The 21910-nt window shown below is 73.1% G+C and carries 24 protein-coding genes and 1 tRNA gene; 12 read left to right on the top strand and 13 right to left on the bottom strand.

Annotated features, from left to right (window positions below; all coding sequences use genetic code 11):
* Positions 1-6: 6 nt before the first annotated feature.
* Genes ACGFYU_RS16955 through ACGFYU_RS16975 form a run of 5 tightly spaced genes read left to right on the top strand, consistent with a single transcriptional unit; the run spans position 7 to position 4385 of the window.
* Positions 7-756: an enoyl-CoA hydratase family protein gene (locus ACGFYU_RS16955; RefSeq protein ID WP_393828069.1), complete on the top strand. Its 750-nt coding sequence runs from the start codon at positions 7-9 to the stop codon at positions 754-756.
* Positions 753-1604, top strand: a complete 852-nt coding sequence (locus ACGFYU_RS16960) for a CoA transferase subunit A (protein WP_393828070.1) — start codon at positions 753-755, stop codon at positions 1602-1604. Before ACGFYU_RS16955 ends, ACGFYU_RS16960 begins: the two co-directional genes overlap by 4 nt.
* Positions 1601-2329, top strand: coding sequence for a CoA-transferase subunit beta (locus tag ACGFYU_RS16965; RefSeq protein WP_393828071.1), 729 nt, complete (start codon positions 1601-1603; stop codon positions 2327-2329). The genes ACGFYU_RS16960 and ACGFYU_RS16965 overlap by 4 nt, the downstream gene beginning before the upstream one ends.
* A gap of 4 nt (positions 2330-2333) precedes the next feature.
* Positions 2334-3407: an NAD(P)H-dependent flavin oxidoreductase gene (locus ACGFYU_RS16970; RefSeq protein WP_393828072.1), complete on the top strand. Its 1074-nt coding sequence runs from the start codon at positions 2334-2336 to the stop codon at positions 3405-3407.
* A gap of 30 nt (positions 3408-3437) precedes the next feature.
* Positions 3438-4385, top strand: coding sequence for a tyrosine-protein phosphatase (locus ACGFYU_RS16975; RefSeq protein WP_393828073.1), 948 nt, complete (start codon positions 3438-3440; stop codon positions 4383-4385).
* 85 nt (positions 4386-4470) lie between these two features.
* Here the strand turns inward: ACGFYU_RS16975 and ACGFYU_RS16980 are convergent, their stop codons facing one another.
* The 6 genes from ACGFYU_RS16980 to ACGFYU_RS17005 all read right to left on the bottom strand — a co-directional run bounded on the left by ACGFYU_RS16980 (position 4471) and on the right by ACGFYU_RS17005 (position 10456).
* Entirely contained in the window at positions 4471-6165 is a 1695-nt protein-coding gene (locus tag ACGFYU_RS16980; protein WP_393828074.1) for a DEAD/DEAH box helicase, read from the bottom strand.
* A gap of 101 nt (positions 6166-6266) precedes the next feature.
* The gene (locus ACGFYU_RS16985) at positions 6267-6470 is read right to left on the bottom strand and encodes a cold-shock protein (RefSeq protein WP_079425878.1); all 204 of its coding nucleotides are present in this window, start codon (positions 6468-6470) and stop codon (positions 6267-6269) included.
* A 240-nt stretch (positions 6471-6710) separates the two neighbouring features.
* The gene (locus ACGFYU_RS16990; RefSeq protein WP_393828075.1) at positions 6711-7868 is read right to left on the bottom strand and encodes an acetyl-CoA C-acetyltransferase; all 1158 of its coding nucleotides are present in this window, start codon (positions 7866-7868) and stop codon (positions 6711-6713) included.
* Positions 7869-7886: 18 nt separating this feature from the next.
* On the bottom strand, positions 7887-8513 hold the full coding sequence (locus tag ACGFYU_RS16995; protein ID WP_393828076.1) for a TetR/AcrR family transcriptional regulator: 627 nt from the start codon (positions 8511-8513) through the stop codon (positions 7887-7889).
* Between the two features lie 15 nt (positions 8514-8528).
* The gene (locus tag ACGFYU_RS17000) at positions 8529-9311 is read right to left on the bottom strand and encodes an SDR family oxidoreductase (RefSeq protein ID WP_393828077.1); all 783 of its coding nucleotides are present in this window, start codon (positions 9309-9311) and stop codon (positions 8529-8531) included.
* Positions 9308-10456 (bottom strand): acyl-CoA dehydrogenase family protein, encoded by a 1149-nt coding sequence (locus ACGFYU_RS17005; protein WP_393828078.1) that lies wholly within the window; start codon positions 10454-10456, stop codon positions 9308-9310. The genes ACGFYU_RS17000 and ACGFYU_RS17005 overlap by 4 nt, the downstream gene beginning before the upstream one ends.
* Before the next feature lie 46 nt (positions 10457-10502).
* On the opposite strand from ACGFYU_RS17005, the gene ACGFYU_RS17010 reads away from it, so the two are divergent.
* From ACGFYU_RS17010 to ACGFYU_RS17020, 3 genes are read left to right on the top strand one after another with little or no spacing between them, the layout of a single operon-like run.
* Positions 10503-11351: an enoyl-CoA hydratase gene (locus ACGFYU_RS17010; RefSeq protein ID WP_393828079.1), complete on the top strand. Its 849-nt coding sequence runs from the start codon at positions 10503-10505 to the stop codon at positions 11349-11351.
* Complete coding sequence (locus tag ACGFYU_RS17015; RefSeq protein WP_393828080.1) at positions 11351-12496, top strand: acyl-CoA dehydrogenase family protein; 1146 nt, start codon at positions 11351-11353, stop codon at positions 12494-12496. Before ACGFYU_RS17010 ends, ACGFYU_RS17015 begins: the two co-directional genes overlap by 1 nt.
* Positions 12496-13491: an acyl-CoA dehydrogenase family protein gene (locus tag ACGFYU_RS17020; protein ID WP_393828081.1), complete on the top strand. Its 996-nt coding sequence runs from the start codon at positions 12496-12498 to the stop codon at positions 13489-13491. The genes ACGFYU_RS17015 and ACGFYU_RS17020 overlap by 1 nt, the downstream gene beginning before the upstream one ends.
* Here the strand turns inward: ACGFYU_RS17020 and ACGFYU_RS17025 are convergent.
* Genes ACGFYU_RS17025 through ACGFYU_RS17035 form a run of 3 tightly spaced genes read right to left on the bottom strand, consistent with a single transcriptional unit; the run spans position 13464 to position 15003 of the window.
* On the bottom strand, positions 13464-13835 hold the full coding sequence (locus tag ACGFYU_RS17025) for a DUF2568 domain-containing protein (protein WP_393828082.1): 372 nt from the start codon (positions 13833-13835) through the stop codon (positions 13464-13466). The genes ACGFYU_RS17020 and ACGFYU_RS17025 overlap by 28 nt on opposite strands.
* Before the next feature lie 52 nt (positions 13836-13887).
* Entirely contained in the window at positions 13888-14613 is a 726-nt protein-coding gene (locus ACGFYU_RS17030) for a class I SAM-dependent methyltransferase (RefSeq protein ID WP_393828083.1), read from the bottom strand.
* Positions 14614-14661: 48 nt separating this feature from the next.
* On the bottom strand, positions 14662-15003 hold the full coding sequence (locus ACGFYU_RS17035; RefSeq protein WP_393828084.1) for a hypothetical protein: 342 nt from the start codon (positions 15001-15003) through the stop codon (positions 14662-14664).
* A gap of 125 nt (positions 15004-15128) precedes the next feature.
* On the opposite strand from ACGFYU_RS17035, the gene ACGFYU_RS17040 reads away from it, so the two are divergent.
* Positions 15129-15203: transfer RNA gene (locus ACGFYU_RS17040), tRNA-Ala, on the top strand.
* A 3-nt stretch (positions 15204-15206) separates the two neighbouring features.
* Here the strand turns inward: ACGFYU_RS17040 and ACGFYU_RS17045 are convergent.
* From ACGFYU_RS17045 to ACGFYU_RS17055, 3 genes are read right to left on the bottom strand one after another with little or no spacing between them, the layout of a single operon-like run.
* Positions 15207-16088, bottom strand: a complete 882-nt coding sequence (locus tag ACGFYU_RS17045) for an alpha/beta hydrolase (RefSeq protein ID WP_393828085.1) — start codon at positions 16086-16088, stop codon at positions 15207-15209.
* Positions 16085-16816, bottom strand: coding sequence for an SDR family NAD(P)-dependent oxidoreductase (locus tag ACGFYU_RS17050; protein WP_393828086.1), 732 nt, complete (start codon positions 16814-16816; stop codon positions 16085-16087). Before ACGFYU_RS17050 ends, ACGFYU_RS17045 begins: the two co-directional genes overlap by 4 nt.
* A 3-nt stretch (positions 16817-16819) precedes the next feature.
* Complete coding sequence (locus ACGFYU_RS17055) at positions 16820-17941, bottom strand: LLM class flavin-dependent oxidoreductase (RefSeq protein WP_393828087.1); 1122 nt, start codon at positions 17939-17941, stop codon at positions 16820-16822.
* 201 nt (positions 17942-18142) lie between these two features.
* On the opposite strand from ACGFYU_RS17055, the gene ACGFYU_RS17060 reads away from it, so the two are divergent.
* Positions 18143-18670, top strand: a complete 528-nt coding sequence (locus ACGFYU_RS17060; protein ID WP_393828264.1) for a PadR family transcriptional regulator — start codon at positions 18143-18145, stop codon at positions 18668-18670.
* On the opposite strand, the gene ACGFYU_RS17065 is transcribed toward ACGFYU_RS17060, so the two are convergent.
* Complete coding sequence (locus tag ACGFYU_RS17065; protein ID WP_393828088.1) at positions 18601-19119, bottom strand: flavin reductase family protein; 519 nt, start codon at positions 19117-19119, stop codon at positions 18601-18603. The genes ACGFYU_RS17060 and ACGFYU_RS17065 overlap by 70 nt on opposite strands.
* Before the next feature lie 115 nt (positions 19120-19234).
* Between ACGFYU_RS17065 and ACGFYU_RS17070 the strand changes: the two genes are divergently transcribed.
* Positions 19235-20815 (top strand): FadD3 family acyl-CoA ligase, encoded by a 1581-nt coding sequence (locus ACGFYU_RS17070; RefSeq protein ID WP_393828089.1) that lies wholly within the window; start codon positions 19235-19237, stop codon positions 20813-20815.
* The gene (locus ACGFYU_RS17075; RefSeq protein WP_393828090.1) at positions 20812-21900 is read left to right on the top strand and encodes an acyl-CoA dehydrogenase family protein; all 1089 of its coding nucleotides are present in this window, start codon (positions 20812-20814) and stop codon (positions 21898-21900) included. Before ACGFYU_RS17070 ends, ACGFYU_RS17075 begins: the two co-directional genes overlap by 4 nt.
* The last annotated feature ends 10 nt before the right edge of the window (positions 21901-21910 follow it).

Raw genomic sequence — 21910 nt, forward strand, 5'->3', positions numbered from 1 at the left:
CCGCTCATGGGTGTCTCCACCTCAAGCCCGGACAAGGGCATCGCACTGGTCACAGTCGACTTCCCGCCCGTCAACGCGCTCCCCGTACAGGGCTGGTACGACCTCGCCGACGCCCTGCGGGCAGCCGGCCGCGACCCCGAGGTCCGCTGCGTCGTCCTCGCCGCCGAGGGTCGCGGCTTCAACGCCGGGGTCGACATCAAGGAGATGCAGCGCGACACCGCGCACTCCGCCCTCATCGGCGCCAACCGGGGCTGCTACGAGGCCTTCGCCGCCGTGTACGAGTGCGAGGTGCCGGTCGTCGCGGCCGTGAACGGCTTCTGCCTCGGCGGCGGCATCGGCCTCGTCGGCAACGCCGACGCGATCGTGGCGAGCGACGACGCGACCTTCGGGCTCCCCGAGCTGGACCGCGGCGCCCTCGGCGCCGCCACCCACCTGGCCCGCCTCGTCCCGCAGCACCTGATGCGCGCGCTCTACTACACGTCCCGCACCGCGACCGCCGCCGAACTGCACGCGCACGGCTCGGTCTGGAAGGTGGTCCCGCGCGACGGACTGCGCTCCGCCGCCCTGGAGCTGGCCGCCGAGATCGCGAAGAAGGACGGCTACCTCATCCGGCTGGCCAAGGCCGCCATCAACGGCATCGACCCCGTCGACGTGCGCCGCAGCTACCGCTTCGAGCAGGGCTTCACGTTCGAGGCCAACCTCAGCGGGGTCGCCGACCGGGTCCGCGACACCTTCGGGAAGGAAGAGCGTTCATGACCGACAAGAGCATGACCCCCGAAGAGGTGGTCGGGCGGCTGCGCAGCGGGATGACCCTCGGCATCGGCGGCTGGGGCTCGCGGCGCAAGCCCATGGCCCTGGTGCGCGCACTGCTCCGCTCCGAGATCACCGATCTCACCGTGATCTCGTACGGCGGCCCCGACGTCGGCATGCTGGCCGCCGCGGGCCGCATCCGCCGGCTCGTCGCCCCCTTCGCCACCCTCGACTCGATCCCGCTGGAGCCGCACTTCCGGGCCGCCCGCGAGCGCGCCGCCTTCACGCTCACCGAGTACGACGAGGCCATGTTCATGTGGGGCCTGCACGCCGCCGCCAACCGGCTGCCCTTCCTCCCCGTCCGCGCCGGCCTCGGCTCCGACGTGATGCGGGTCAACCCGGAGCTGCGCACCGTCACCTCCCCGTACGACGACGGCGAGGAGCTGGTCGCCGTCCCCGCCCTGCGCATGGACGCCGCGCTGGTCCACCTCAACCGCGCCGACCGCCTCGGCAACGCCCAGTACCTCGGCCCGGACCCGTACTTCGACGACCTCTTCTGCGAGGCCGCCGACGCCGCCTACGTCTCCTGCGAGCAGCTCGTCGAGACCGCCGAGCTCACCAAGGCCGGTCCCCCGCAGTCCCTGCTCGTCAGCCGCCACTCCGTCACCGGGGTCGTCGAGACCCCGAACGGCGCGCACTTCACCTCCTGCGTGCCCGACTACGACCGCGACGAGGCCTTCCAGAAGCTCTACGCGACCACCCCCTGGCCCGAGTTCGCCGACCGCTTCCTCTCGGGTGGGAGCGAGCACGACTACCAGTCCGCCGTCCGGACCTGGCACGAGGAGCAGAAGTGATCAGCCGTTCGGAATACTGTGTGATCGCCTGCGCCGAAGCCTGGCGCGCCAACGGCGAGGTGCTCGCCAGCCCGATGGGCCTGATCCCGTCCTTCGGCGCCCGGCTCGCGAAGCGGACCTTCTCCCCCGACCTGCTGCTGACCGACGGCGAAGCCATGCTCATCGGCCTCGACGGCTCGACCGAGGGCTGGCTCCCGTACCGGCGCCACCTGACCATGGTCACCGGCGGCAAGCGGCACGTGATGATGGGCGCCAGCCAGATCGACCGGTACGGCAACCAGAACATCTCCTGCATCGGCGACTGGGCACAGCCGACCCGCCAGCTCCTCGGAGTGCGCGGAGCGCCGGTCAACACCCTCAACAACCCGGTGAGTTACTGGATCCCGAAGCACTCCACCCGGGTCTTCGTCGAACGCGTCGACATGGTCAGCGGCGTCGGCCACGACCGCGCCGAGGCGGCCGGCCCCTCGGCCGCCCGCTACCACCGCCTGCCCCGCGTGGTCAGCGACCTCGGCGTCTTCGACTTCACCGGCCCCGGCCACTCCATGCGCCTGGCCTCCCTGCACCCGGGGGTCACCGTCGACCAGGTGCGGGAGGCCACCGCCTTCGAGCTCGCGATCGCGGACGACGTTCCGTACACCCGGGAGCCGACCGCCGAGGAGCTGCGGCTGATCCGCGAGGTCATCGACCCCAAGGGCCTGCGCGACCGCGAAGTACGGAGCTGATCCGGTGGAGACGGCATTCACCGGGCTGGTCGGGGTCGAGCACCCCATCGTGCAGACGGGCATGGGCTGGGTCGCGGGCCCCCGCCTGGTGTCGGCCGCGGCCAACGCGGGGGCGCTCGGGATCCTGGCCTCGGCCACGATGACCATGGACCAACTGCGATCGGCGGTCCGGGAGGTCAAGTCCCGCACGCCGGACGGAACCCCCTTCGGGGTCAACCTGCGCGCCGACGCCGGGGACGCGGCCGAGCGCGCCCGGCTGATCATCGACGAGGGCGTACGGGTCGCCTCCTTCGCGCTGGCGCCCTCCAAGGAGCTGATCGCACGGCTCAAGGACGCGGGCGTGATGGTGATCCCCTCGATCGGGGCCCGGCGGCACGCCGAGAAGGTGGCCGCCTGGGGCGCCGACGCGGTGATCGTGCAGGGCGGCGAGGGCGGCGGGCACACCGGGGACGTGGCCACGACCGTGCTGCTGCCCCAGGTCGTGGACGCCGTGGACATCCCGGTGGTCGCGGCGGGCGGTTTCAGCGACGGCCGGGGCCTGGTCGCGGCGCTCTCGTACGGGGCCGCGGGCATCGCCATGGGCACCCGCTTCCTGCTGACCTCCGACTCCACCGTCCCGGACTCCGTCAAGGCCGAGTACCTCAAGGCCACGGTCAAGGACGTCACCGTCACCACGGCCGTCGACGGCCTGCCCCACCGCATGCTCCGCACCGAGCTGGTCGACTCCCTGGAGCGGGCGGGCCGCGCCGGGGCGCTGGCCAGGGCGGTCCGGCACGCGGCCGGCTTCCGGAGGCTCTCCGGGCTGAGCTGGCCGCAGATGGTGCGCGACGGGCTGGCGATGAAACACGGCAAGGACCTGTCCTGGAGCCAGGTCCTGCTCGCCGCGAACACCCCCATGCTCCTCAAGGCGTCCATGGTCGAGGGCCGTACGGACCTCGGAGTCATGGCATCAGGCCAGGTCGCGGGGGTGATCGACGATCTCCCGTCCTGTGCGGAGCTCGTCTCCCGCGTCATGGCCGAGGCACATCAGGTACTCGAAGCACTGCACTCGCTCCGCACCCTGCCACCAGCAGGGTGATCCCCTTCTCCGTTACGGGAGTCGCACAAGATGAGCCGTGCCCGAATCCGCCTGGCGACCGCGGCGGCCGCCGCAGCCCTCGCCATCGGGACTCTGCCCGCCTCCGCGTACGCGGCCCAGGCGACCGGCGCCCCCACCACCACCGCCGCCCGGCACGCGCGCCACCACGCGTCCGCCTCGGCAGAAACGATTCGCCAGATCCCCCTCCAGGGCGCCGTCAACCTCCGGGACCTCGGCGGCTACCGCACCTACACCGGCGGCCAGGTCCGCCAGGGGCTGGTCTACCGCTCCGACGCGCTGAGCAAGCTGACCGCCGCGGACATCACCACCGTGTCCGGTCTCGGCCTCACGAAGGTCGTCGATTTCCGCATCCCGATGGAGCTCCAGTACGACGGCGCCGACAAGCTGCCCGCCGGACTCTCCCCCACCTCGCGCCCGGTCAGCGACCTCGGCCTCTACGGGACCCTCGTCGGCGCGATCGCCAGCGGCGACCCCGCCAAGCAGGAGCAGATGCTGGGCGGCGGCCGCGCCGAGGCCTACATGCGCGACATCTACCGCACCTTCGTGACCAGCCCCGAGAACCGGGCGCAGTTCGCGGCGACCCTGCGGGAGATCGCGGACGGCGGACAGGGTCCGCTGCTGTACCACTGCACCTCGGGCAAGGACCGGACCGGCTGGATGAGCTATGTCCTGCTGCGCGCCCTGGCCGTCCCCGAGGAGGCCGCGGCGCGCGACTACCTGGCGTCGAACACCTTCCGCGCCGCGTACGACGCCCAGGTGCGGGCGGGCCTCAAGCAGTCCGGGCGGATGCAGAACCCCGACCTGCTGATCCCGCTCCAGGAGGTCCGCCAGGACTACCTGGACTCCGCGACGGCCGAGCTGGAGGCCGACTACGGCAGCTTCTACGGCTACCTGACGGACGGCCTGGGCCTGGACCTGCGGACCCTGGCGAAGCTCCAGAACAAGCTGGTCCGCTAGCGGAAAGCACTACGCCGGGCAGCGCGCGAAGCTCCCCCAGCTACCGCTGGGAGGTGCCCCCTGCCCGGCGTGGAGGTACGTACGGTCAGACCGCCCGGCGGCGGCCCTGCCCGCCGGAGCCGACCCGGCTGCGCGCGGAAGCCGCGGCCGCGCCACCGGAGGCGCCGCCACCGCCGCGCCGGCCGCGGTCACCGGAGCCGGTGGCCCCGCCGCCCTGGCCGCCGCCGCCCTGCCCGCGCCGGGCCTGGCCCGACCCGGAGGCCGCCGGAGCCTGACCGGAACCGCCACCGGAACGGCGGCCGCGGCCGCCTGCCGCCGGTGCGCCGCCCGCGGCGGAGCCGGTGCGGGCCCCGCCCGACCTGCGGCGCGAGCCGGAACCGGAACCCGAACCGGAGCCCGAGCCGGTGCGCTGCTTGGGCGCGGGCTGCTGCGGCACCTCCAGCACCACCGGGACGCCCGAGGGCTCCTTGGCGCCGGTCAGCCGGGACAGCTCCTCGTCGGAGGACTTGATCTGCGCGGTGCGCGGGGAGATCCCGGCGTCCGACATGAGGCGGGTCATGTCCCGCTTCTGGTCGGGCAGCACCAGGGTGACCACGCTGCCGGACTCGCCGGCGCGGGCGGTACGGCCGCCGCGGTGCAGGTAGTCCTTGTGGTCGGTGGGCGGGTCCACGTTGACGACGAGGTCGAGGTCGTCGATGTGGATGCCGCGCGCGGCCACGTTGGTGGCGATCAGCGCGGTGACCTCGCCCGTCTTGAACCAGTCGAGGGTGCGGTTGCGCTGCGGCTGCGAGCGCCCGCCGTGCAGGCCGGAGGCCCGGACACCCTCCGCGAGGAGCTTCTTGACCATGCGGTCGACCCCGCGCTTGGTGTCCACGAACATGATCACCCGGCCGTCGCGGGCGGCTATGCGCGTCGCCACGGCCTTCTTGTCGGTCTCGTCCATCACGTAGAGCACGTGGTGCTCCATCGTCGTGACCGCGCCGGCCGACGGGTCGACGGAGTGGCCGACCGGGTCGGTCAGGAACATCTTGACGAGCTTGTCGATGTTCTTGTCCAGCGTCGCCGAGAACAGCATGGTCTGGCCGCCGGCCTCGACCTGCTTGAGCAGCGCCGTGACCTGCGGCATGAAGCCCATGTCGGTCATCTGGTCGGCCTCGTCGAGGACGGTGATCGAGACCTGCGAGAGGTCCGCGTCACCGCGGTCGATGAGGTCCTTGAGCCGGCCGGGAGTGGCGACGAGCACCTCGGCGCCGCGGCGCAGGGCGCCGGACTGCCGGTTGATCGACATGCCGCCGACGACGGTCGCGATGCGCAGGTTGACGGCCGTGGCGTACGGGGCCAGGGAGTCTGTCACCTGCTGCGCGAGCTCGCGGGTCGGTACGAGGACCATCGCGAGCGGCGCCTTGGGCTGCGCGCGGCGGCCTGCGGTACGGGCCAGCAGCGCCAGGCCGAAGGCCAGCGTCTTGCCGGAGCCGGTACGGCCGCGGCCGAGCAGGTCGCGGCCGGCCAGGGAGTTCGGCAGGGTCGCGGCCTGGATCGGGAACGGCTCGGTCACGCCCTGGGCGGCGAGGGTCTTCAGCAGCGCCTCGGGCATGTCCATGTCCTCGAACGCGGCGACCGGCGGCAGCGCCGGCTCGATCGGCTCGGGCATGGTGAATTCCTGGGGCCGGGCCACGGGGGCGGACTTCTGCCGTCCCGCGCCAGCCTTCGGACGTCCCTGGGCCGCTCCTCGACCCCGGGTGGGGCGGCGGCTGGGTCGTGCGGAGCTGGAGCTGGTCATGCGAGAAAGCCCTCCTGAAACCGGCAGGTAAAACAAAGGTCGAAACAGCAGACATGCCGGGGTCCGCACCTCACGGTGCGGACCCCGGCATGCTGAAGAACTTAGGCGGGGATGATGTTCTCCGCCTGGGGGCCCTTCTGGCCCTGGGTCACGTCGAAGGACACGCGCTGGCCCTCGGTGAGCTCACGGAAGCCGGAGGTGGCGATGTTCGAGTAGTGGGCGAAGACGTCCGGGCCGCCGCCGTCCTGCTCGATGAAGCCGAAGCCCTTTTCCGAGTTGAACCACTTCACGGTGCCAAGTGCCATTTTGAATCTCCTGAATAGGCGGCAAGGGCCCCATCCGGAGATTCCGGCGAAAAACAATAAAAGCGCCTGAGGAACATTCCCGTCAGGCGCACATAAAGTTCATGGGTACCACAACTGCAACGAGCTCTAAGCTAGCACACGTCCGTCGGGCCGTGTCGCGGCGCGTGTGTGACCTCCGTCCTGCGTGCCACCCGCGCCGGCGGGGCCGGTGTCGTGCCCCCGCCGGGCGAGCCCCGCCCGCTACAGGCGCTCGATGATGGTCACGTTGGCCTGGCCGCCCCCCTCGCACATGGTCTGGAGGCCGAACCGGCCCCCCGTGCGCTCCAGTTCGTGCAGGAGGGTGGTCATCAGCTTGACGCCGGTGGCCCCCAGCGGGTGGCCCAGAGCGATGGCACCACCGTTGACGTTCACCCGGTCCGGGTCGGCCCCCGTTTCCTTCAGCCACGCCAGCACCACCGGCGCGAACGCCTCGTTGATCTCCACCAGGTCGATGTCGGCCAGGGACATGCCCGTCTTCTTCAGCGCGTACGCCGTGGCCGGGATCGGCGCCGACAGCATCCGGATCGGGTCCTCGCCCCGCACCGAGAGGTGGTGGATGCGGGCCCGCGGCCGCAGGCCGTGTTCCCGGACCGCCCGCTCGGAGGCGATCAGCATCGCCGCCGCGCCGTCGGAGACCTGGGAGGAGACCGCCGCCGTGATGGTGCCGCCCTCGACCACCGGCTGGAGGGTCGCCATCTTCTCCAGGGTCGTGTCCCGCCGCGGGCCCTCGTCCACCAGTACGTCGCCGTACGGCACCGTCTCGCGCGAGAAGCGGCCCTCGTCGATCGCGCGGATCGCCCGCCGGTGGGAGCGGAGCGCGAAGCGCTCCATGTCCTCCCGCGTGATGCCCCACTTCTCCGCGATCAGCTGGGCGCCGTGGAACTGGTTCACGGGCGCGTCCCCGTACCGCGCCCGCCACCCCTGCGACCCCGCGTACGGGCCCTCCGTGAAGCCGAGCGGCTCCGCCGCCTGCCGCGAGGCGAAGGCGATCGGGATCATCGACATGTTCTGGGTGCCGCCCGCGACCACCAGGTCCTGGGTGCCGGACAGGACGCCCTGCGCCGCGAAGTGCACGGCCTGCTGGGAGGAGCCGCACTGGCGGTCCACCGTCACCCCCGGCACCTCCTCCGGCAGGCCCGCCGCCAGCCACGCGGTCCGCGCGATGTCCCCGGCCTGCGGCCCCACCGTGTCGAGGCAGCCGAACACCACGTCCTCCACGGCGGCCGGGTCCACCCCGGACCGTTCGACCAGCGCCTTCAACACGTGCGCTCCCAGGTCGGCCGGGTGGACGGCGGACAGGCCGCCCTTGCGCCGACCCACGGGGGTGCGTACGGCGTCGACTATGTAGGCCTCGGGCATCGGGACTCCTCAGATGGGTTACGTGCGTACGGCGATCCCGTCCAGCACCATCGACAGGTACTGGCGGGCGATCTCCTCGGGGCTGTGCTGTCCGCCGGGCCGGTACCAGGAGGCCGCGACCCACACCGTGTCGCGGACGAAGCGGTAGGTGAGGCGGATGTCGAGGTCGGCGCGGAAGACCTGGGCGGCGACCCCGCGCTCCAGCGTCCCCAGCCAGGCCTTCTCGAACTTCACTTGCGAGTCGGACAGGTAGTGGAAGCGGGGCTGCGCGGAGAGCGTGCGGGACTCCTTCTGGTAGATCGCGACGGCGGCGCGGTGCCGGTCGATCTCCCGGAAGGACTCGGTGACGAGGGCCTCGATGGTCTCCCTGGGGCCGAGGCCGGCGGCGAGGACGGTGTCGTAGCCCTCCCACAGCTCGTTCAGGAAGGCCGAGAGGATCTCGTCGAGCATCGATTCCTTGGAATCGAAGTGGTAGTAGAGGCTGCCGGCGAGCATCCCGGCGGCGTCGGCGATCTTGCGGACGGTGGTGGCGTTGTAGCCCTGCGCGGCGAAGACCTCGGCGGCGGTGTCGAGGAGTTCGCGGCGCCGCTCGGGTGAGGCCGTCACCTGCGGCTTCTTCTTCTGAGTCGGCTTGTTCGTTGGCACGCGTCCATTCTCGGCCTACGCGTGCTGGCTGCTGACCGAGACGGTCTCGCCGGTCATGTACGACGAGTAGCCGCTGGCCAGGAAGACGATGACGTTGGCGACCTCCCAGGGCTCGGCGTACCGGCCGAAGGCCTCGCGGGCGGTGAGTTCGGCGAGGAGCTCCTCGCTGGTGACCTTCACCAGGTGCGGGTGCATGGCCAGGCTCGGGGCGACCGCGTTGATCCGTACGCCGAACTCGGCGGCCTCCAGGGCCGCGCAGCGGGTCAGCGCCATCACCCCGGCCTTGGCGGCGGCGTAGTGGGCCTGGCCGGTCTGGGCGCGCCAGCCGATGACGGAGGCGTTGTTCACGATGACTCCGCCGCCACCGGAGGCCCGGAGCGACCGCATCGCGGCGCGGGTGCAGCGGAAGGTGCCGTTCAGGGTGACGTCGAGGACGCGGGACCACTGGTCGTCGGTCATGTCGACGAGGGCGGCGGTGCCGCCGAGGCCGGCGTTGTTGACGACGATGTCGAGGCGGCCGTGGGTCTGCTCGGCGAGCGCGAAGAGGGCCCGCACCTGGTCCTCGTCGGTGACGTCGCACGGGAGGGAGGTGACGCGGTCCGCCCCGAAATCGGCGGCGAGCGCGTCCTCGGTCTCCTTCAGGCGGCGCGCGTGGGCGTCGCTGACGATGATCCGGGCGCCTTCCTCCAGGAAGCGGCGGGCGGTGGCCCCGCCTATCCCGGCGCCGGCGGCGGCCGTGATGACGGCGGTGCGGTCCTTCAGCAGTCCGTGGCCGGGGACGTAGTCGGGGGTGGTCACGCCCGTACCTCCTTGGGCAGGCCGAGGATCCGCTCGGCGATGAGGGTGCGCTGGATCTCGTCCGAGCCCGCGTAGAGGGTGTCGGCGCGGGAGAAGAGGAAGAGCCGCTGACTGTCGTCGAGGTCGTACGGGTCCCCGTGCGCGCCCGCCGCGAGGAGCGAGGCGGCTCCGCAGACGTCCATGGCGAGTTCGCCGAGGTCCCGGTGCCAGCGGGCCCAGTACAGCTTGGCCATGGAGGGGGCGGCCGCGGGGCGCAGGGCGGTGGCGCGCATGGTTTCCAGCCCGATCCAGGCCTGGACGAGGCGGTCGCGGACGAGGGGGTCGGCCATGGCGCCGTTGCGGCGGGCGAGTGCGGCGAGGGTTTCCAGCTCGCGGCGGAAGCCGACCTGCTGGCCGAGGGTGGAGACGCCGCGCTCGTAGCCGAGGGTGGCCATGGCGACGGCCCAGCCCTCGCCGGGTGCGCCGACGACGTGGGCGGCGTCGGTGCGGGCGCCGTCGAAGAAGACCTCGTTGAACTCGGAGGTGCCGGTGAGCTGGACGATGGGCCGGACCTCGACCCCGGGCTGGTCCATGGGGACGAGCAGGTAGGACAGGCCGGCGTGGCGGCGCGAGCCGGGTTCGGTGCGGGCGAGGACGAAGCACCACTGGGCCTCGTGGGCGAGGGAGGTCCAGATCTTCTGGCCGTCGATCACCCATTCCCCTCGGTGGAGGGTCGCGCGGGTGCGGACGTTCGAGAGGTCGGAGCCGGCGTCGGGCTCGCTGTAGCCCTGGCACCACAGCTCCTCCACGGCACGGATGTTCGGGAGGAAGCGGCGTTTCTGCTCCTCGGTGCCGTGGGCGATGAGGGTGGGGCCGAGGAGCTGTTCGCCGATGTGGTTCACGCGGGCGGGGGCGTCGGCGAGGGCGTACTCCTCGTGGAAGGCGATCTGCTCCTCGATGCTCGCGCCGCGGCCTCCGTGTTCGACGGGCCAGCCGAGGCAGGTCCAGCCGTGGGCCGCCATGTGCCGCTCCCAGGCGAGGCGTTCGGCGAATGCCTCGTGCTCCCGGCCGGGTCCGCCGCGGCCCTTGAGGGCGGCGAACTCGCCGGTGAGGTGGGCCCGTAGCCAACTCCGAACCTCGGTGCGGAACTCCTCGACGCTGCTCATGGCCGTACGTTAACCTACCAAACACTTGTTAGGGAAGGATCCCCGCATGCCCGAGCCCCAAGCCCCCGTGGTGCTGTACGAGCGGCGCGGCCCGGTCGCGTACGTGACCATGAACCGCCCCCGGTACCGCAACGCGCAGAACAGCGCCATGACCTACGCCCTGGACGACGCCTTCTACCGCGCCGCCGACGACCCCGAGGTGAAGGTGGTCGTCCTGGCCGGGGCGGGCGAGCACTTCTCCGCGGGCCACGACATCGGCACCCCGGAGCGCGACGCCCATCTGCCCTTCGAGCGGCGGGCCGGCCTGTGGTGGGACCACTCGCGGCGACCGGGCGCCGAATCCCGCTTCGCGCGCGAGTCGGAGGTCTACCTCGGGATGTGCCGGCGGTGGCGCGAGCTGCCGAAGCCGGTGATCGCCTCGGTGCACGGGGCGTGCGTGGCGGGCGGGCTGATGCTGGCCTGGGTCTGCGATCTGATCGTGGCGAGCGAGGACGCCTTCTTCGCTGACCCGGTCGTACGGATGGGCATCCCCGGGGTCGAGTACTTCGCGCACCCGTGGGCGATGCCGCCGCGGATCGCGAAGGAGTTCCTGTACACGGGCGACCGGATGAGCGCACGGCGGGCCTACGAGGTCGGCATGGTCAACCGGGTCGTGGAACGGGCGGAGTTGGCGGAGGCGACGGACCGGCTGGCGCTGCGGATCGCCGAGATGCCCGGCTTCGGGCTGGCCCTGACCAAGCGGGCCGTCAACCAGGCCGAGGACCTCCAGGGCCTGCACACCGGCATGGACTCGGTGTTCGGCCTGCACCACCTGGCCCACGCGCACAACGCGGAGACGGCGGCGGACTCGCTCGGCGGCGTCAACATCGCCGCCATGAAGGAGGCGAACGGCTGATGGACCTGACGCAGACGCCCGACGTGGAGGCCTTCCGGGCGGAGGCCCGGGCCTGGCTCCGCGCCCACGTGCCGCCCGCTCCCCTCCCCTCGCTGGAGACGGAGGAGGGCTTCGCGGCCCACCGGGAGTGGGAGGCGCTCCTGCACGCGGACCGCTGGTCGGTGGTGTCCTGGCCCGAGGAGTACGGGGGCCGGGGCGTGGACATCGTGAAGTGGCTGGTGTTCGAGGAGGAGTACTGGGCGGCGGGCGCGCCCGGCCGGGTCTCGCAGAACGGCATCAACCTGCTGGCCCCGACCCTCTTCGACCACGGGACGCCCGAGCAGCGGGGGCGGGTGCTGCCGTCCATGGCGAGCGGCGAGGTGATCTGGGCGCAGGCCTGGTCGGAGCCGGAGTCGGGCTCCGACCTGGCCTCGCTGAAGTCGCGGGCGGTGCGCACGGAGGGCGGCTGGCTGCTGTCCGGGCAGAAGACCTGGTCCTCGCGGGCCGCCTTCGCGGACCGCGCGTTCGGTATCTTCCGCAACGAGCCGGACACCCCGAAACCGCACCAGGGGCTGACGTACCTGATGTTCGACCTGCGCGCGCCCGGGGTGACCGTGCGGCCCATCGGCCGGCTCGACGGCAAGCCGGCCTTCGCGGAGCTCTTCCTGGACCAGGTCTTCGTACCGGACGAGGACGTGATCGGGGAGCCCGGCCAGGGCTGGCGGATCGCGATGTCGACCACCGGCAACGAGCGCGGGCTCACGCTCCGCTCCCCCGGGCGGTTCCTGGCGGCCGCGGACCGGCTGGTCGGGCTGTGGCGGGAGCAGGGCGACCCGTCCGACACCGCGCTGCGGGACCGGGTCGCGGACTCGGTGGTCGGGGCGCGCGCCTACGAGCTGTTCACCTGGGCCAACGCCTCCCGCTTCGCGGCGGGCGAGACCATCGGCGCCGAGTCCAGTCTGAACAAGGTGTTCTGGTCGGAGTACGACATCGCGCTGCACGAGACGGCGCTGGACCTGCTGGGGCCGGACGCGGAGCTGGCGGAGGGCGAGTGGGCCGAGCCGTGGGTCTTCTCGCTGGCCGGGCCGATCTACGCGGGGACCAACGAGATCCAGCGCGACATCATCGCCGAGCGGCTGCTCGGCCTCCCGAAGGGCCGCCGCTGATGCGCTTCCTGCCGACCGACGAGCAGTCGGACTTCGCCCGTACGCTGCGCGCCCTGCTGGGCACGGCCGAGGTCCCCGCGGTGGTACGGGCCTGGGCGGGCGGCGGGCACGGGCCGGGGCGGGCGCTCTGGTCGAAGCTCGCCGACACGGGCCTGTTCGCCCTGGCGGTGCCCGAGGCGTACGACGGCGTGGGGCCGCTCCCGCTGGAGCTGTCCCTCGGCTTCGTGGAGCTGGGCCGGGCCGGGGTGCCGGGGCCGGTGGTGGAAACGGCCGCGGCGGCGGTCCTGCTCTCCGGACTGGGGGACGAGGGGCCCGCCAAGCGCTTCCTGCCCGGGCTGGTGGCGGGCGAGGCCTCGGCGACGCTGACGCTGCCGGGCGGGAGTCCGTACGCCCTGGACGCGGACGCGGCGACGTACTGCTTCACGGTGTCGCGGGCGGGCGAGCTCCGGCTCGCGCCGGACGGGGGCGGTCCGCCCCTGGCCTCGACGGACCCGGCCCGCCGGCCGGCCGTGCCCGCGGCGGGCGGCGAACTGCTGGCGGCGGGCCCGCGGGTGGCGGAGGCGGCGGAGGCGGCCGGGCGCTGGGCACGGCTGCTGACGGCGGCCCAGTGCCTGGGGGTCGGCGAGACCCTGCTGGCCCGGACGGTGGAGTACGCGAAGCAGCGCACCCAGTTCGGGACGCCGATCGGCTCCTTCCAGGCGGTCAAGCACCGGCTGGCGGACACCCTGCTGGGCCTGGAGTTCGCCCGGCCGCTGGTGTGGGCGGCGGCGCTGTCGTTGTCCGGCGGGGATGTGGCGGCGGCGAAGCTCACGGCGGGCGAGGCGGCGTACGCGGCGGCCCGCTCCGCACTCCAGCTCCACGGGGCGGTCGGCTACACGGAGGAGCTGGACCTGTCCCTGTGGCTGCGCAAGGCCCGCCCGCTGCGCGACGCGTGGGGATCGCCCTCCGCCTGCCGGGCGGAGGTGCTTCAGGCGCGGGAGCCGCGAGAGCGGTAGTACGTGACGAGAGCGGTGTTCACGAGGACGATCACCGCGAACCAGCAGGCCTGCGGCCGCAGCCCGAGCCCGGCCAGGGCGAGGGCGGCGGCCCCGAACACCACGGCCTTGACGGCGAGCACGGCGGGCAGCGGGACCTCGTACCGGGCCTTGGGTGCGGCGAAGGCGCCCCACAGCAGGGCGGCGGCGGCCGCGGCCGCCGTACCGAGCAGCACTCCACCGATCAGCCCGCCGCCCGGTCGGTAGCCCCACAGGGCGAGGGTGAGCAGGGCGAAGACCTCCAGGACGAAGGCGAGGAGGTCGTTCAGGATCCCGAAGGTCCGGGGGCGGTGCGGTGCTGTCATGCGCACAACCTCACCCAGCCGGGGCGGGTTGTCCAGCGCTCTGTTCTGCGCCTCACACGCGGGCGACGGTGAGGCTGACCACGTACGGCTCCTCGACGGACCCGTCGGGGAAGCGGGCCAGCAGTCGCTCGCGCTCGGCGTCCATGAACTCCCGGGTGCGGTCCTCCCCGACGAGGAGGAAGGCGGAGTGGCTGGCCTGGTTGGCGAGGTGCGCTTCCAGGGGGATCCGGCGCGACCAGCGGACCTGCCGCCGGCCGGTGATGTCGAGCCCGTCCGTGGTCTCGCGCGGGGGAAGCCCGATCTCCCCCAGGAAGGCGCGGATGCGGGAGTCCTGTTCGGCGACCCAGGGGACCGAGGGATCCAGGTCGTTCCACCACAGCGCGAGCGCGCCGCCGGGGCGCAGCACGCGGCGGGCCTCCGGGACGGAGCGGGCGGGGTCGGTCCAGTGCCATGCCTGGGCGTACGTGAGGAAGTCGAAGGCGCCGCTCGCCAGGGGCAGCCGGTCTCCGTCGCCGCGCACGATCGGGATGTCCGGGTGGGCCCGCCGGAACTCGGCGGCCATGCCGTCCCCCGGCTCGACGGCGACGACCTCGGCCCCGCGGGCGCGCAGCAACGCGGTGGCGATCCCGGTCCCGGCCCCCACGTCGGCCACCCGCGCCCCGGCGAACGGCCGCCCGGCGAGCTCCTCGACGGCGTCGAAGAGCGCCGCCGGGTAGGCGGGGCGCGAGGCCTGGTACAGCGCGGCGGCGGCATCGAAGGACCTGGCGCGTGACGTCATGCGGCCATTGTTTTCGATCTACCCGAGCCGGTCCAGCGGGTCCCCGGCTCAGTGGAACTCGCGCACGACCTCGATGCGGCCGACGATGTGCCGGTTGAACTCGTCCAGTTCCTCGGCCGGGACCCACAGCTCCAGGATGGTCTCGCCGCCGGCCTGCCGGACCGGGTAGCGCGCGAGGAAGGCCGAGTCCACCTCGAAGCGGGTCACGAAGCCGGCTCCGTCGTGCTTGACGTTCCAGTCGCGGGCGATGCGGATCGCGTAGTCCTCGTTCAGGACCGGGTAGAAGATCGGCTGCTCCGGCAGGCGCGGCGGCCAGGCCCGCCAGTCGAGGGCGCGGACCAGGTCGAGCTCGACGGGGCCCGTAGGGCGCCAGAGGGTGGTGGTGGACATGCGGGCGACCCTACGGAGGCCCGCGGCGCGTTGGCCAGCGGTTTCAGGGCCGCGGCCCGCCGGACCACACCCGGGGAAATCCGGGTGCGGTCCTCCCGGCGCGTCTCGTAGGATCCGGGGCAAGGGCGGGGTCGTAGCACAGAGGTAGTGCGCCTACACAGCATGGAGGAGGACGCCGGTTCGAATCCGGCCGCCCCGCCCCCCTACTCCACCGCCGCCACCCACGCCGCCGCGCCCGCCAGGGCCGTCGCCGCGGTCTGCAGCGGTAGCCCCAGGAAGCCGTGGAAGACGGCCGGGTGGAGCTGGACCGCGCAGTCGACGCCCGCCTCGGCCAGGCGGCGCGCGTACGCGAGGCCCTCGTCCCGCAGTACGTCGCAGTCCGCGAGGACGATCAGGGTGCGCGGGAGCCCCGACAGGTCGGGGGCGCGCAGCGGGGAGACGTGCGGGTGGTCCGGGTCGCCGCCGTACTGGTCCCAGTACCAGGCCATGTGCGCGGCGGTGTGGAAGTAGCCGCGCCCGTACGCGGTCACCGACTCGAAGCCCATCGACGCGTCCAGCGGCGGATAGAACAGCAGCTGGCCCGCGACCAGTTCGGGGGCCCGCAGCGCGGTGACGGCGGCGAGGTTGCCGCCGCTGGAGTCCCCCGCGACCACCACCCGGTCCGGGTCGCAGCCCAGCGCCGGCGCCTGCGCGCGCGCCCACAGCAGCACGGTCAGCGCGTCGTCCGGCGCCGCCGGCCAGGGGTGTTCCGGGGCGAGTCGGTAGTCCGCCGAGACCAGCACCGCGCCCGAGGCGGCGGCCAGCCTGCGGCACAGCGCGTCGTGGGTGTCCAGGCCGCACATCACCCAGCCGCCGCCGTGGAGGTAGACGACCAGGGGGCGGCCCCCGGCTCCCGGGGCGGGGTCGTAGACCCGGACCGGCACGCCGTCCGCCACCGCGTCGTACACCGAGGCCACCTCCGGGCCGCGCGGACGGGGACCGGAGGCCGCCGCCGCCCGCAGGGCCGCCGGATCGCCGGGGCCGGGGAAGCCGGCCGTCATGGCGTCGCACAGCTGCCGGGCCGCCGGTGACAGGAGATCGCTCATGCCGTCGTCATCCCCCCGTCGACCGTGAACTCCGTGCCCGTCACGTACGAGGACGCGTCCGAGCAGAGGAAGAGGACCAGCTCCCCGACCTCCTCCGGCCGCCCCATCCGGCCCAGCGGCACGTGCGACCAGTCCCGGCCCGCGACCGCCTCGGCCACCATCGGGGTGTCGATGGCCCCGGGGTGCACCGAGTTGACCCGGATCCGGTCGCGCGCCAGGTCCAGCGCCGCCGACCGGGTCAGGCCGCGCAGCCCGAACTTGGTGGATCCGTAGGCCGCGTGGCCCGGTATCCCGACCAGTCCGGCCGTCGAGGAGATGTTGACGACCGAGCCCCCGCCACCCGCCCGCAGGACCGGCGCCACCGCCCGGATGCCGAGGAACGGCCCCAGCAGGTTGACCCGCAGCAGGGCCTCGAAGCCTTCGAGGGTCTGCTCCTCCACGTGCGCCGTGCGCCACAGCGCCGCATTGTTGACCAGCGCCGACACCGTGCCGAAGGCCGCGACCGCCGCCTCCACCACGCCCGTCCAGCTCGCCGCGTCGGCCACGTCGTGCCGTACGTACAGCCCCTGGTCACCCAGCGAGGCCGCCACCGCCCGGCCCTCCTCCTGCCGTACGTCCGTGACGACGACCCGGGCCCCGGCCGCGGCGCACAGCCGGGCCTCGGCCGCGCCCTGGCCGCGCCCGGCGCCGGTGATGACGACGACCTTCCCGTCGAGGGATACGGCCATGGCTCAGCCCTCCAGCGCGCGGAAGTGCGGGATGACCTTCTCGCCCCACTGGCGGATGGTCTCCATGCACGCCTCCTGCGGCACGGTGCCCATCTGGATCAGGCACATCACCTCGTCGACGCCGATCTCGCGCAGCTGCTCGACGTAGGCGATGGCGGTCTCGGCGCTGCCGTAGGCGTGCTCCGCGTTGTAGGTGCCGGTGTCGACGGGGCGGGCCGGGATGTTCGCCTCGTGCAGCTTCGCGACGAGCTCCTCGCGGCCGTGCGCGAGGGCGGCCACGTGGTCCTCGTCCTCGGCGTGGCCGGTGGGTTCGGGGCCGTTGCCGTACCAGTGCGCGATGGACTCGGCGAAGAAGCGCTGTCCCCGGGTGCCGAGCCGCAGCGCCCGTTCGGCGTCGTCGAGGACGATGGTCGGGCAGAGGGCGGAGAGGTGGTCGTTGGGCCGGTCGGACACGAAGCGCTCGGTGCCTCGGGTGGCGATGGCCTCGTCGTAGAACTTGCGCATGGCGCGTACGTCGTCGGCGCCGGCGAAGCCCATCACCAGGGCTCCGATGCCGAGTTCGGCGGCGAGCTTGAGGGTGTCGTGCTTGGAGCAGGCCATGAAGAGCGGCGGGTGCGGGTCCTGGACGGGGCGGGGCAGGATCGCACCGGGGCCGATGTCGAGGGAGCCGTGCCACTCGAACTCCGGTTCCCTCCAGGCGGCGGAGAAGATCCGCAGCGCTTCCTCCATCTGCGGGTAGGTGTCCTCGGGGCGGACCCCGTACATGGACATCTCCTGGCGGGTGGCGCCGCGCCCGGCACCCATGTCGACGCGGCCGCCGGAGAGGACGTCGAGCATGGCGGCGCGCTCGGCGACGCGTACCGGGTGCTGGTAGCCGAAGGGCATCGTGACGACGCCGTGGCCGATCCGGATCTTCTGCGTCCGGGCGGCGACCCAGGTCAGGAAGATCTCGGAGGCGCTCATGTGGGCGTACTGGGTCAGGGAGTGGTGTTCGACGGCCCAGATCCGGTCGAAGCCCATCTCCTCGGCGAAGACGGCCTGTTCGACGCAGTCGTGGATGACCTGGCGCTCGCGTTCGGGGGTGGGATCGACGAGCTGCGCCTCGAAGATCATCGAGAACTTCACGGTGAGGTCCCTCCATCCAGGGAGTTATTTCTAATAGAAATACTTCTAGCAGTCATACCCCTCAGGGGGAAGGGCACCGCGGGGACCGGTCGTAGACTGCGCTGCGTGGCAGAAGAGACGGCGGAAGAGACGGCGGACGAAGCGGCGGACGAAGCGGCGGGCGCGACGAAGAGGCAGACCCTCCCCGCGACCAGCTGGGCGGTGCTCGGCCTGCTCTCCTTCGGGGAGGAGCTCTCCGGCTACGACTTGAAGAAGTGGTCGGACTGGTCGCTGCGCTTCTTCTACTGGAGCCCGTCCTTCAGCCAGATCTACGGGGAGCTCAAGCGGCTGGAGAAGGCCGGCTACGCCTCCTCGCGCATGGTCGCCCCGGAGAGCGGCACCCGCGACAAGCGGGTCTACCGGATCACCGACGAGGGCATGGCGGCCGTACGGGAGTGGGCGCGCGAGGCCCCGGTCGACCCACCGGTGCTCAAGCACGGGCCGATGCTGCGGCTGTGGCTGGGCCACCTGCTGGAGCCCGGGCAGATGCGCGAAGTCCTCGTACAGCACCAGGAGTTCGCCGAGAAGATGCGGCGCCGCGCGGTGGCCGACGTGGAAGGCGCGAAGGACGAGGCGGCGTGGGCGTACCCGACGCTCACCCTCAAGTGGGCGGAGCGGTACTACGCCTCCGAGCGCGACCTGGCGGCCGCCATGCTCTCCGACATCGAGGAGCTCGGCAAGCGCCCGTAGGCGCGCCGGAAGTAGAGCAGCGGCGGCTCGCCGGCGCGGTGCGCGGTCAGGTCGGTGACGCGGCCGAGCACGATGGCGTGGTCGCCGCCGTCGAGGACGCCCTCCAGCACGCACTCGACGGTCGCGAGGACCCCGTCGAGGAGGGGCGCGCCGTTGCCGCCCGCCCGCCAGGGCACGCCGGCGAACTTGTCTCCCCCGGTGACGGCGAAGCGGCGGCAGAGCTCCTGCTGGTCCTCGGCCAGGATGTTGACGGCGAAGGCGCCGGCGGCCCGGATCCTCGGCCAGGTGGTCGACGTACGGGCGGGGCAGAAGCAGACCAGCGGCGGGTCCAGGGACACGGAGGAGAAGGACTGCACGGCCATTCCGACGGGGTGGCCGTCGCTTCCGCGTGCCGTGATGACGGCGACGCCGGTGCAGAAGCTGGACAGGGCGGACTTGAGGTCCGGCATGGAAACCTCCCGAGTGGATTATGCCTACTAGGTATATGCCTAACAGAAATAGCTGTGGTTGGATACGGCTCACGCTCGCTCGCTCGCCACTCGCTCGTCGCACAGGGAGGGTCCGATGCCACCACCGCCCGCACCACCCGCCACGCTCGCCCGGCTCCCGGAGTACGCGGCCGCCGCCTACGGGGAGTCGGAGGCGCTCGTCGACGGCGAGGTCCGCTGGACCTTCACCCGGCTGGCCGCCGAAACCGCCGCGGCCGCCCGCGCCGCGATCGCGCACGGGATCCGGCCCGGCGACCGGGTGGCGCTCTGGGCCCCCAACAGCCGCCGGTGGATCACCGCCGCCCTCGGCGCGGTCGCCGCGGGAGCGGTCCTCGTACCGGTCAACACCCGCTACAAGCCCGCCGAGGCGGCCGACATCATCCGGCGCAGCGGAGCCCGCGTGCTCTTCACCGAGCGCGGCTTCCTCGGCACCGACTACGCCGAAGCCCTGCACACCTCGGGCGAGGACCTCGGCGCGCTCGGCTCCACCGTCGTCCTGCGGGGCGGGACGGGCGCCGAGACCTGGGAGGCGTACCTGGCCGCCGGGGAGTCCGTCACCGAGGCCGAACGCCTCGCCCGGGCGGACCTGATACGCCCCGACGACCTCAGCGACATCCTCTACACCTCCGGCACCACCGGCCGCTCCAAGGGCGTGACGACCACCCACGGCCAGACGATCCTGCTCTACAGCTCCTGGTCCGAGCTGGTCACCCTGCGCCCCGGCGACCGGTACCTGCTGGTCAACCCCTTCTTCCACACCTTCGGCTACAAGGCGGGCGTCCTGGCCTGCCTGCTGCGCGGGGTCACCATGCTCCCCGAGGCCGTCTACGACACCGACCGCATCCTGGCGCGCATGGCCGCCGAGCGGGTGACCTGCCTGATGGGTCCGCCGACCGTCTTCCACGGCCTGATCCGCCACCCCGGGCGCGCCGCCCACGACCTGTCCGCGCTGCGGCTGGCCGGCACCGGCGCCGCCTCCGTGCCGACCGCCCTCGTCGAGGAGATCCGCGAGGTGCTGGGCGCCCCCGACGTGTTCACGGCGTACGGACTGACGGAGTCCGGCGGCGTCGTCACCGTCTGCCCCACCGACGCCGACGCCTGGACCCTCGCCCACACCGTCGGCCTGCCGCTGCCGGACACCGAGGTACGGATCGCCTCCCCGCTCGGCGCGGTGCTGCCCGCCGGGGAGGCCGGGGAGGTGCAGGTCCGCGGCTACCACGTCACCCCCGGCTACCTGGACGACCCGGCGTCCACCGCCGAGGCGATCCTGCCCGGCGGGTGGCTGCGCACCGGGGACATCGGCGTCCTGGACGGGCGCGGCTACCTCTCGATCACCGACCGGCTGAAGGACATGTACGTGGTCGGCGGGTTCAACGCCTATCCGGCGGAGGTGGAGAACGTCCTGCTGACCCACCCGGCCGTCACCGACGCGGCGGTGGTCGGGGCCCCCGACGAGCGGCTCGGCGAGGTCGGGGTGGCCTACGTGGTCACCACCGGCCCGGTCACGGCCGCGGAGCTGACCGCCTGGTCCCGGGAGCGGCTGGCCAACTTCAAGGTGCCGCGGCGGTTCACGCGGCTGGCCGAGCTCCCGCGCAACGCCGGCGGGAAGCTGCTGAAGACGGAGTTGCGGCGCGCGGCGCGGGGGGATTCCGCATGACCGGCCTGGAATGGACCCCCGAGCAGGAGGAACTGGGCGCGGCCGTACGGGCGGTCCTCGCGCGGCACCCCGGCCACGCGGCCTGGGCCCCGCTGACGGCGCAGGTGGGCGCGGCCGCGCTGGCGGTGCCGGAGGAGTACGGGGGCCTGGGCTGCGGGGCCGCCGAGGTCGGGGTGGTCATGGCGGAGCTGGGCCGCGCGCTGAGCCCCGTACCGTATCTGGGCTCGGCGGTGCTGACCGCACGGGCGCTGCTGGAGTCGGGCGACCGGGAGGCGTGCGCACGGCACCTGCCGGGGCTGGCGGAGGGCACGGTGGTGGGCGCGCTGGCCTGGGCGGAGACCTCCGCCGCCGGGCGCGGGAGCTGGGCGGCCGACGACCTGGCCGCGCGGGCGGAGCGGGCCGGTTCCGACTGGCTGCTCACCGGGGCCAAGCGGTACGTCCTGGCCGGGCCGGTGGAGCCCGGGCTGCTGCTGGCCTTCGCCAGGACCGGCGAGGGCGGCAACGGCGGTCTCGGCCTGTTCGAACTCACCGCGCCGCCCGCGGCCTTCACCGTACGGTCCACCATGGACCGCACCCGCCCCCTCGCGGAGCTGGCCCTGGACCGGACCCCGGCCCGGCTGCTCTGCGCCGACGGCGCCCGGATCCTCGCGCGGGTGCGGGACGCGGCCTGCACGGCGCTGGCCGCCGAGCAGGCGGGGGCGGCCGGCCGGGCCCTGGAGGTGACGGTCCGGTACGCGAAGGACCGGGTCCAGTTCGGGCGGCCCATCGGCTCCTTCCAGGCGGTGAAACACCGACTGGCGGACATGTACACGGCGGTGGAGACGGCCCGTTCGCTGGCCCTCGCGGCAGCCGCCGGCGCCGGGGACCGGCCGGAGCTCGCCGCCGCGGCCAAGGCGGCCTGCTCGGAGGCGTTCGCGTACGTCGCCGGGGAGACGATCCAGCTGCACGGCGGCATCGGCATCACCTGGGAGCACGGGGCGCACGAGTTCTTCAAGCGCGCCCACGGCTCCGCCCACCTGTTCGGCACGCCCTCCGCGCACCGGGAACGGCTGGCGGCCGAACTGGCCTTCCTGTCGGCGGGCTGACGTACCCTCG

It is taken from the genome of Streptomyces sp. NPDC048337 (assembly GCF_043201175.1).
Classification (GTDB): Bacteria; Actinomycetota; Actinomycetes; order Streptomycetales; family Streptomycetaceae; genus Streptomyces.

Coding starts and splice junctions, on each gene's coding strand:
- ACGFYU_RS17010 (WP_393828079.1), top strand. CDS start 10,503: ATGCCCGAGCCCCAAGCCCCCGTGGTGCTGTACGAGCGGCGCGGCCCG.
- ACGFYU_RS16990 (WP_393828075.1), bottom strand. CDS start 7,868: ATGCCCGAGGCCTACATAGTCGACGCCGTACGCACCCCCGTGGGTCGG.
- ACGFYU_RS17065 (WP_393828088.1), bottom strand. CDS start 19,119: ATGCCGGACCTCAAGTCCGCCCTGTCCAGCTTCTGCACCGGCGTCGCC.
- ACGFYU_RS16985 (WP_079425878.1), bottom strand. CDS start 6,470: ATGGCACTTGGCACCGTGAAGTGGTTCAACTCGGAAAAGGGCTTCGGC.
- ACGFYU_RS16955 (WP_393828069.1), top strand. CDS start 7: ATGGGTGTCTCCACCTCAAGCCCGGACAAGGGCATCGCACTGGTCACA.
- ACGFYU_RS17050 (WP_393828086.1), bottom strand. CDS start 16,816: ATGGCCGTATCCCTCGACGGGAAGGTCGTCGTCATCACCGGCGCCGGG.
- ACGFYU_RS17020 (WP_393828081.1), top strand. CDS start 12,496: ATGCGCTTCCTGCCGACCGACGAGCAGTCGGACTTCGCCCGTACGCTG.
- ACGFYU_RS16960 (WP_393828070.1), top strand. CDS start 753: ATGACCGACAAGAGCATGACCCCCGAAGAGGTGGTCGGGCGGCTGCGC.
- ACGFYU_RS17025 (WP_393828082.1), bottom strand. CDS start 13,835: ATGACAGCACCGCACCGCCCCCGGACCTTCGGGATCCTGAACGACCTC.
- ACGFYU_RS17035 (WP_393828084.1), bottom strand. CDS start 15,003: ATGTCCACCACCACCCTCTGGCGCCCTACGGGCCCCGTCGAGCTCGAC.
- ACGFYU_RS17030 (WP_393828083.1), bottom strand. CDS start 14,613: ATGACGTCACGCGCCAGGTCCTTCGATGCCGCCGCCGCGCTGTACCAG.
- ACGFYU_RS16980 (WP_393828074.1), bottom strand. CDS start 6,165: ATGACCAGCTCCAGCTCCGCACGACCCAGCCGCCGCCCCACCCGGGGT.
- ACGFYU_RS17075 (WP_393828090.1), top strand. CDS start 20,812: ATGACCGGCCTGGAATGGACCCCCGAGCAGGAGGAACTGGGCGCGGCC.
- ACGFYU_RS17005 (WP_393828078.1), bottom strand. CDS start 10,456: ATGAGCAGCGTCGAGGAGTTCCGCACCGAGGTTCGGAGTTGGCTACGG.
- ACGFYU_RS17015 (WP_393828080.1), top strand. CDS start 11,351: ATGGACCTGACGCAGACGCCCGACGTGGAGGCCTTCCGGGCGGAGGCC.
- ACGFYU_RS16975 (WP_393828073.1), top strand. CDS start 3,438: ATGAGCCGTGCCCGAATCCGCCTGGCGACCGCGGCGGCCGCCGCAGCC.
- ACGFYU_RS17070 (WP_393828089.1), top strand. CDS start 19,235: ATGCCACCACCGCCCGCACCACCCGCCACGCTCGCCCGGCTCCCGGAG.
- ACGFYU_RS17045 (WP_393828085.1), bottom strand. CDS start 16,088: ATGAGCGATCTCCTGTCACCGGCGGCCCGGCAGCTGTGCGACGCCATG.